At 49.0% G+C, this 9,071-nt stretch carries 6 protein-coding genes; 4 read left to right on the top strand and 2 right to left on the bottom strand.

All coding sequences use genetic code 11. The features are described from left to right. Positions 1-72: 72 nt before the first annotated feature. The 4 genes from LDX50_RS17955 to LDX50_RS17970 all read left to right on the top strand — a co-directional run bounded on the left by LDX50_RS17955 (position 73) and on the right by LDX50_RS17970 (position 4,447). Complete coding sequence (locus tag LDX50_RS17955) at positions 73-735, top strand: hypothetical protein (protein WP_225698686.1); 663 nt, start codon at positions 73-75, stop codon at positions 733-735. Between the two features lie 363 nt (positions 736-1,098). Continuing rightward, on the top strand, positions 1,099-1,578 hold the full coding sequence (locus tag LDX50_RS17960) for a VOC family protein (RefSeq protein WP_225698687.1): 480 nt from the start codon (positions 1,099-1,101) through the stop codon (positions 1,576-1,578). A gap of 338 nt (positions 1,579-1,916) precedes the next feature. Further along, the gene (locus tag LDX50_RS17965; RefSeq protein ID WP_225698688.1) at positions 1,917-3,383 is read left to right on the top strand and encodes a sulfatase; all 1,467 of its coding nucleotides are present in this window, start codon (positions 1,917-1,919) and stop codon (positions 3,381-3,383) included. A 365-nt stretch (positions 3,384-3,748) separates the two neighbouring features. Continuing rightward, on the top strand, positions 3,749-4,447 hold the full coding sequence (locus LDX50_RS17970) for a hypothetical protein (protein ID WP_225698689.1): 699 nt from the start codon (positions 3,749-3,751) through the stop codon (positions 4,445-4,447). 577 nt (positions 4,448-5,024) lie between these two features. On the opposite strand, the gene LDX50_RS17975 is transcribed toward LDX50_RS17970, so the two are convergent. Continuing rightward, positions 5,025-7,388 (bottom strand): ABC transporter permease, encoded by a 2,364-nt coding sequence (locus LDX50_RS17975; protein ID WP_225698690.1) that lies wholly within the window; start codon positions 7,386-7,388, stop codon positions 5,025-5,027. 648 nt (positions 7,389-8,036) lie between these two features. Continuing rightward, positions 8,037-8,933 (bottom strand): sulfotransferase domain-containing protein, encoded by an 897-nt coding sequence (locus tag LDX50_RS17980; RefSeq protein ID WP_225698762.1) that lies wholly within the window; start codon positions 8,931-8,933, stop codon positions 8,037-8,039. Positions 8,934-9,071 lie beyond the last annotated feature (138 nt).

The following is a 9,071-nucleotide window of genomic DNA, read 5'->3' on the forward strand; positions in this document are numbered from 1 at the left end:
ATTCAATGGAGATCTTATATTTCAATTATATTTTTATTATTATAATACTATGACTTTTAAATTCAAATCATAATGAATAAGAAGCTCAAGAAATTCCAAATAGACTATACAGGACTGATTCTACGTATTTCTATCATGTCATTTTTCATTATGCTGAATGGCACTGTTCATTCACAATATATCAGCAAATCAATGATTGGGCTGAAAGGGCCGGTTAAAGAAATAACTGAAACCACTTTTCGGGTCAACTCATTCACCAATGAAAAAAATCATATGAATACCCGAATCATTCACTTTAATAAAAATGGAGAGACCTTGTCTGTGAGTGATTCAATTTTTAATACGGCCACCACCTATTTTCATAAAGATGGTAAAGTGGTAAGTGCAGAAATAAGAAATGATTCCGTCACCCGCGAGAAGTATAATTGGATTGACGATAGTACCTACCAAATCATCAATGAATCCAACGAAATAAGGGCGGTAGTAAAACTGGATTCGGTCGGAAGAATCATACAATGGGACGAGCCATGGGGATGGAAAGAAGAGTATATATATGACGGACTATGGATTGTAACGCGAAAATGGTACTCCGCGGACGCTGAAGAGCCCACTACCTTAAACAGTAGGTATAATAATTTCAAAGTCGACGAATACGGGAATATCGTATCCTATGAATCCAATATGTTGGTAATAAATATGCATATTTTCCATGCCATTAAATATTATGAGCAGTGAGCGACTAAAGCTGCCGGAGTCGGGCCAGGATTACTCGCGGAAATCCCGATCCAGGGATTCATCCGGGCGCCGGACTGTGATCTATTTAAATGTAAAAATGTGATCCCCCGGGCGACCCTGAACCAAGCCCTTAAGGTGCTCTACATGATTCATGATTGTCGGGTTGAAAAGTGGTTAATTGTGAAGAGTAATAAAGTACTCATTTTCAGTGGGCGGAAATAATCGTGCAGTCCATGTCAACGTATGCCTTTCCATCCAAACACTTTACGGGCATTCTAAGTCTTCTACTATGTCCGGCAACGAATTTATAAATCTCAGTTTTTTATGTTATTATAAGGAACACTCACCAACCCCTTAATCATCATGAAAAATCAGTTCTCAAAATGGATAATAATTCCTTTATGCTCTCTACTCATGGTTTTTGGAAGTCTGAATGCGCAAAATAAGATGTTGGAAAACATCACCTTACAGCATGTCACATTAGTCGTCAGTGATTTCACTGAAAGTTCAGAATTTTATATGGATATCCTCGGACTGAAACAAATCGATGCTCCATGGCTTCCGGAGAACCAGGCGTTCCTTCAACTGGGAAGTAACCTCGAACTGCATATGGGTGAAGTTCCGGGTGTGACGATCGCCCCGAGTACATTTAATCATTTTGCCATGAGTGTTACAGACCTTGATTCCTTCCTCGAACATTTAGAAAAGAATGATATCTGGTATGGCACTCTCGGCGGAGGCGAAAAACACAAGGTTCAGCAACGTCCGGATGGGGTGCGGCAGACCTTCTTCCAGGACCCGGATGGATATTGGCTCGAAGTGAATGATTACAAACAAAAATAGTTGGGCCCTCGTACGCCTTCATTAGATTTCGGCGTACGGAGCATGCCTTCATTAGATTTCGGCGTACGGAGCATGCCTTCATTATATTTCGGCGTACAGAGCATGCCTTCATTATATTTCGGCGTACAGAGCACGCCTTCATAATATTACGGCGTACGGAGCATGCCTTCATTATATTTCGGCGTACAGAGCCGGGCAGGCCTTTTTCTTTATCGTCATCCCCTACGTCCCCCTTGAGGGAAGACACCCCCCTTAATCCCCCCTCGAGGGGGGACGTATGGAGGTGTCGAAGAATATTTCACTTATATTGTCAACGCCATTTTCAACCTGAAACTAAAATGACAAGAGTCCTCTTCTCGCTGTTTTTCATCCTGATCGGCTTGAATGCTTCAGCGCAGCAACCCAACATCCTGTTGATCGTTTCGGATGACCTGAATACCAAAATCGGCCCTTACATGGACGTCAGCGATCATACGCCGAACCTTGACAGGCTTGCCAAACAGGGAGTGAAGTTTACCCGGGCGTATTCGCAATACCCTGTATGCGGACCGTCAAGGTCGTCCTTTATGAGTGGATTATATCCCGAAACCAATGGCGTTCTGGGAAATGGCTTCCAGCTGGGCAGCTATAAAGCCGCTACGCCGGAACTAAAAGACCACCCTTCACTGGCCGAATTCTTCCGAAAAATGGGTTATTACACAGCCCGTGTTTCCAAGATCTTTCATATGGGCGTCCCCGGCGGAATTGAACGGGGGGAAACAGGCGGTGATATCCCGGAGTCCTGGGATTATGCGCACAATGTGATGGGTCCCGAAACCATGAGTCCGGGAAAACTGGAATTGCTGTCACCCAAGAATAATCATTACGGCTCCAATTTCGCGCGGATGATTCTTCCGGACGAACTTGAGACTGGCCAAACAGATTATGTGGCCACTACCCAGGCTATCGCCATCCTGGAAAACCGGACCGGTAAGATCCCGGATGGTGCCACCAACCGGGTAAAGTTCAAGGCAGATAAACCTTTTTTCCTGGCAGTCGGACTGGTAAGGCCTCATGTCCCCCTGATCGCACCAGAGAATTGCTTCGCCCAATATCCTGCCGAATCGATGGAATTGCCTGAAGTGAGCGGACTGGAAAATGTGCCGGATCAGGCACTGCGGCTGCGAAATGAGCATGTCTGGGGTATGTCCGAGGAACAGCAACGAAAAACTATCAGTGCCTACCTGGCCAGCGTACGGTTCATGGACCAGCAGGTGGGCAGGCTGCTGGATGCACTGGACCGCTCAGGCGCCCGGGAAAATACTATTGTAATATTCATTTCGGATCATGGCTTTAATCTCGGTGAACATGACTGCTGGTCAAAGACAAGCCTTTGGGAAGAAAGTATCCGCGTTCCGATGATCATCTCGGCTCCGGCGTATAAACAAAGCAACGGATCGTTAGCAGACCAGGTGGTAGAGCTGATCGACCTCTATCCTACCCTCGCGGAATTGTGCGGACTACAGGACAGCCTGCCTCCTATTCTCCAGGGGAAAAGCCTCGTGCCGATGCTGGCGGGTCGTCAGGCAGAAGAACGTTATGCGTACACTGTGAGCTATGGAGGACGAGACGGCGCCCTGACCGGTGTTCGGTGGAAATATACGCGATGGGAAAATGAAGCAGGAGGCACCCATGAAGAATTGTATGATCATGAGAATGATCCGGAGGAGCTGTTGAACCTTGCGGGTGATCGCGCCTATGGTGAGGTTCTGAGAGAAATGCGGGAGAGGTTTGATGGAATGAGGCGGTTGGCGGGGAGGAAATAAGGCTTAACCAGCCGGGTTATTGCCCTCGCACACCTTCATTGCATTTCGGCGCACACAGCCGGGCAGGCGGGCATGTCCGCCGTAGCTTTAGCGAAGGCGGGGAGACGGTTGGGGGTGGGCCTTGCCTCCTCGGACATGGCCCGGGCCGGTCCTTCTTCATCGTCATCCTGAGCTTGTCTCAGGATCCCCCAGTTCATTGCATACAACAGGAGATCCCTGCCTGCCGGTTTACCTACCGTTAGGTAGGAGGACAGGCGGAACAGCCTTCCGCCAACACCAATCGTATTCCACACATTTTCAAGGCTTCAGTAAAAATCTTAACCATAAATTAATTATGTTATAATCTGGAATCAATCTCACCCCTAATGAAGCTCAAATCGATCCCCACAAAAAAGTCAGACCACTACTTCTTCCTCTTCTACGCCTTTTATTTCCTGATCACGCAGTTTATCGGGTTCTCATACACTGCTTCTGTGCGTATAGAAAATGAAGGCGGATTACCATTGATCGCCGTCATACATGGTGTCTTCGGGGGCTTGTGGTATGCATTGTTTGGCGTACAATGCCTTCTGATCACCGGCAAAAAGGTAAAATGGCACATGATCCTCGGACCATCCGGAATACCAATCGTTATTGGCGTCTTCCTGACTGGCATCTATGCTGTTTTCCGGGTGAATACACCGGAAGAAGAGATACCCTTTGAAATAATGAGTTCCGAGATCGTATTATTTATCATGGGGCTGATCTATGCAACGCTGGGATTTGTCAACCGGAAAAAGGCACATGCGCATAAGCGCTATTTTCTGATGAGTATGATCATGTTAAGTCCGGCTGGTATCGCACGCTTCTGGGAACTGACTGGCATTGCTCCCAGCGAGGTCATTTATTTTGTGCTGTTTCTATTTATCATCCCCATTCTCTCCATACTGGCATATGACCTGCTGGCCTATCGCCGGGTGTTTAAAGCCACGGTGGTTTCACTTATCGCATATGCACTCAGCCTTTACCCGGGAAGCCTCCTCGGGCAATGGGTGGTGGATTATATTCGGCCGTTGTTTTTGTAGGGTCTTCTTTACACACGGAGCGTACCTACGGCACGCTGGACGAAAAACTAAATTACTGCTACCCATATTGCGTACCTACGGCACGCCTAATCTCTGCCTTCAAGGACTCAACTACCAGGATGTGAGTTCCGCCGGCGCGTCCGCCAAAGCTTTCTTCGATAGCCGAAGCCTTGGCGAAGGGTATAAGCGAAGGCGGGGATGACGGTGAGTAGATGGGCATGCCTACGTCCCCCCTTGAGGGGGGCTAGGGGGGTGTCTATGCTAAATCTGGTCGTAGGTTCCTACCTACGACCTTATGCTTTATTTATTTGGTCGTAGATAGGAATCTACGACCAGAATCGAGTGGAAACTACTGGTTATCAGAGCGCCGGAGACAGTCCGGCCTGTCGGCCGTAGCATAGCGAAGGCGGGGATGACGTTACAGGTATATGGCGTGCCGAAGGTACGCTCTCTGTTTAGATAGCCATGTCGCTTTATGATCGCGTGCCGTAGGTACGCTCCTTGTTCAAATGAAACCATGATTTGGTCGTAGGTAGGAACCTACGACCGGACAGTGATGACGTTAAGGATGAATTGTTCACTCCGTCCTCAAACTATCCGCAGGATTCGCCCTGGAAGCACGCCACGTGCGCAAGCCAATGGTGCCAAAGCCTACCAGCAGGGCCAGTGTGATCGCAAGAATCGCCTGTGATGCGCCAATGTCGATCCGGTAGGTGAAACTGGTAAGCCAGTTTTCCATGACCCACCAGGCAGCCGGTACAGCCAGCAATGCGCTTACGACGAAAATCACAAAATACTCGCCCATGACCATCAGCATGATACGCCGGCCGGAAGCACCCAGCACCTTGCGGATGCCGATCTCCCGTACACGCCGCTCCAGCGTGAACGTGATCATTCCGAGCAAGCCCATAGCAGCGATCAGGATCGCGAGGAAAGTAAAGCCCGACAGCATGGTCGCCATCCGCTCTTCGGATTTATATAAATTGTTGAACGCCTCATCCAGGAAGTAATAATCGAAGGGCGCATCCGGCTGAAATTTATCAACCTCTGCCTGGATCCCCGCAAGGGCTTCCTTCACATCCGTACCCTCCTGAATCTTCACGTACAGCGATCCGCCGTACTCGATCATCGTCCGCGAGGTATCTGAATGCACCTCCATCACCATCGGCTGGATCTCATTCTTCAGGGAACTGTAATTGAAATCCTTTGTGATCCCGGCAATCCTGGCCACCGACGGTCCGATCGCCATTTCCTTGCTCAGGGAATCCGTCGAAATATGCAGCCTTCCCGCCGCCGTCTCATTGGCCAGCAGATTTCCGCGCAACGGAACTTCCTCGAACCGATGTTCAAATTCAATACCCATCAGTTCGGCAAACTGCTCATCCACATTCATCACGCTGAGGGAGATCTGTTCATCCGTATCCGGTACCGTGGTGAAATAAATGGAATATCCCCCTTTGAAAAGAGAGAGCGAGCTGAGGGCAACGCCCGAAATCCCCGGCATATCCTTGATCTGATTCTTCATATATTCAAAACCCACCGGCTGCTTATTCGGCGACAGGTTGATAGCCAAAACCTGGTCTTTATCCAGTCCGATCTCCTGACTTTTCATGAATTTCAGCTGATCGATGATCACCAGGGTCGCCAGTAACAGTCCGATCGATACCATGAACTGAAACGTCGTGAAAGACTTCTGAAGGAAACTGTTCTTCCCTCCTCCTGTGCGGTTACTCTTGATGATCGACACAGGATTGAAACGGGCCATGATCCATGCAGGGTAGCTGCCGGCCAGTATCACACTTCCGATGAAAATCGCGGCAACGATGCCGACGAATATTGGCGTCTGCAGGTATTCGATATCCAGCGGTTTATCCAGGAAAGAAATCATGTACGGACGAACATACATCAGCAGTATCAGCGAAAGCGTAAATGCAATACTGATGATCAGGAATGAATCCAGGAAAAACTGGAACACAAGGGAGCGCTTTGATGCCCCATTCACCTTACGTATTCCGACTTCCTTCGAACGTGCCGTTGAACGTGCAATGGCGAGATTGATATAATTAATTAGGGCCAGAACGACGATGAGAAGTCCTATGGCCAGCAGTGCGAACAGGTAAATCCGCATCGGACTGAATACGTCATTTCCACCGAGGTAAACATCCTCCATGGAGTCTAGGACATAGCTTTCGTCGGCTGATTCCATCGCAATTTTTTCTATCGACTCTTCGACCTGTGCCTTACTGGATGGCTCGTCAAGCTCAAGATAGGTTAGAAACGATCCCAGTGACACATTCTCATTATCGAGGGTGCCTTTCATTTCATCAATAGTCTCGAGGGTCTGAAAAGAAATCAGCATATCATACCGGATGGATGAATTGGAAAGAGCCTCCGCCACGATTCCCGCGACAGTAAGCGGATATTTCCGGTCGTAGTAAAGTGTTTTTCCGAGGGGATCATGCGTTCCGAAATACTGACTGGCCATGGTTGGGGTAAGGAATACCTTGCCAGGCTGACCAAGTTCTTTCGGATTTCCCCTGGTAAATTCGAAGTCGAAAACCTCGCTGAAAGACGGATCGACGAAATGGGCATTTTCCACAAACCACGCTTCATCCTGCTCATTTTTGATGATTGTTTTTCCGGGGTTGATCATGCGTACAGAATTCTGCACACGGGGATCTTCTTCCGTCACCCGCGGTCCGAACATACTACTCATGCCGGACATCTGCATTTCCATGCCTCCGTAGTTCATTTTGCCCTTCACCTGGAAGACGCGGTCGCTCTTGGAATGAAACGTATCGTAGGTAAGTTCGTGGGAGGTGTAGAGGAAAATCAGCAGGGCCGCGCCCATGCTTAGTGATAGTCCGAGAAGATTGATGAGTGTGAAAAAACGATTTTTTAGCAGGGATCGCACCGCAATCTTGAGGTAGTTTTGGAGCATAGGTTTTTTGAGTTTTAAAAATAGACGGAAATAAGGTAAAAAGGTTGCCTTTGCACACCTTCATTGCATTTCGGCGCACGCAGCCAGGCGGGCGAATGCCCTCGCCGGGCTGGCCCTACTTTTTCCATTGACCGTGCTTCGCCGAAGCGGCTACGCGAAGGCTGAGTGAAAAAGTAGGCAAAAAATCTAGGCCTGGCCCTCCCATGGGGATCCCTTCGGGAAAACTCGTCGGCATTGCCTCCTCAGACATGGCCCAGGCCATCCTATTCATCTGGTCGTAAGTTCCTAACCACGACCCACTTTTGGGCGTTCGACCGGGATGACGGTGAGTGGATGGGCATGCCTACGTCCCCCTTGAGGTTAGACACCCCCCTTAATCCCCCCTCGAGGGGGGACGTGTGGCCCAGGCCGGTCCTCTCTCGATCGTCATCCCAGTGGTACTCCCGGAAGGCCCTGTCAAGGGATCTATCCGGGAGTCGGACTGGGATCTGTTTAAATAGGACAAGGAGATCCCTGCCTCCCGGTTGGCAGGCCGGAGCCGTCCCAACGGGATTCCTTCGGGGTTTCAGGATCCCCTACTACTACTGACTATCCGCCTGAGGCGGACCCCTTTGGGGCTGACCACTGACTACTGACTAAACCAAAGGGCTACATCTCCCCCGTAAGCAACCAACGAGCACACTCCTCACCTAGTCGTTCATAGGCCATATCCTCATAGCGCTTTGAATCATCCTCGCTGAGGACATCCCTCCATCTTCCATTCGTGCCTTTATGGATAAAGGTCTGGGCGCCGCCTTTCCACATGGCGCCTTGCAGGGGTGCGGAATCTTCCGCATGATTTTTCATGTAGTCGAATGAGCAGTGTTCGATAATGGCATCCCACTTATCTTCATTGATGGGTATTTCAAGAAATTCGGCCAGCTTCCGGATTTCACCCGGCATGTCTTTCTTCAGATTATTGTAATGAAGCAGCTTCAGGTTGGGCAAATCACGGATATCCCACCAGCTTTTAACATTTTCAAACTGAGACCATAATGGGAATCCATCCTTTTCAAGCCATTCCCGGTAATATTCAACTATATCATCGGTGGGAGGCTCTATTGGCGGACCTACCAGTCCGGGACCGTTCAACGCCGCATAGTAGTTTTCGTTTGCATTAGCATGGTGGTTGTAATGGCTCCATACCACATCGCGCCCGTCTCTTACGACATAGAGATATTTGGCTTTCGGAGAATAAACCAGCGCATCGACGGGCAGGTGTGTTTTTACAAAACGGCGGTGCTGCTGCGCTTCAAGCATCTCAAGTTTTACGGGCGTAGGCGGAACCCGCAGATCAAGCCAGGGGGATAGAGCTCCGACGTTATGATGCTCTTCTCCGTTGAAAAGGAGCTGACAAACGATCTGCTGCGTCCAGGTGGTTCCTGACTTGGCATAGGAGCCGATTATGATATCGTCGTCACGAAACTTGAAATCATTCCAGGCGGTAGAATCAAAATGATGATTGTGCATTTCCCGGGTCTTTACCGGGTACTCTAATGTTTCCATGGTGGTTAGGTTTGGTTAAGGCGTCGGCAGATAAGGCTGCCCGAAGTTTATCAAGATACAAACTTGAAGTGCATAACACAAGGGAAATATTTGTGTAGCATTCTGAATATCAGAGGATTAATAAATTTGTAGGGGGGG

Source organism: Fulvivirga sedimenti (assembly GCF_020328055.1).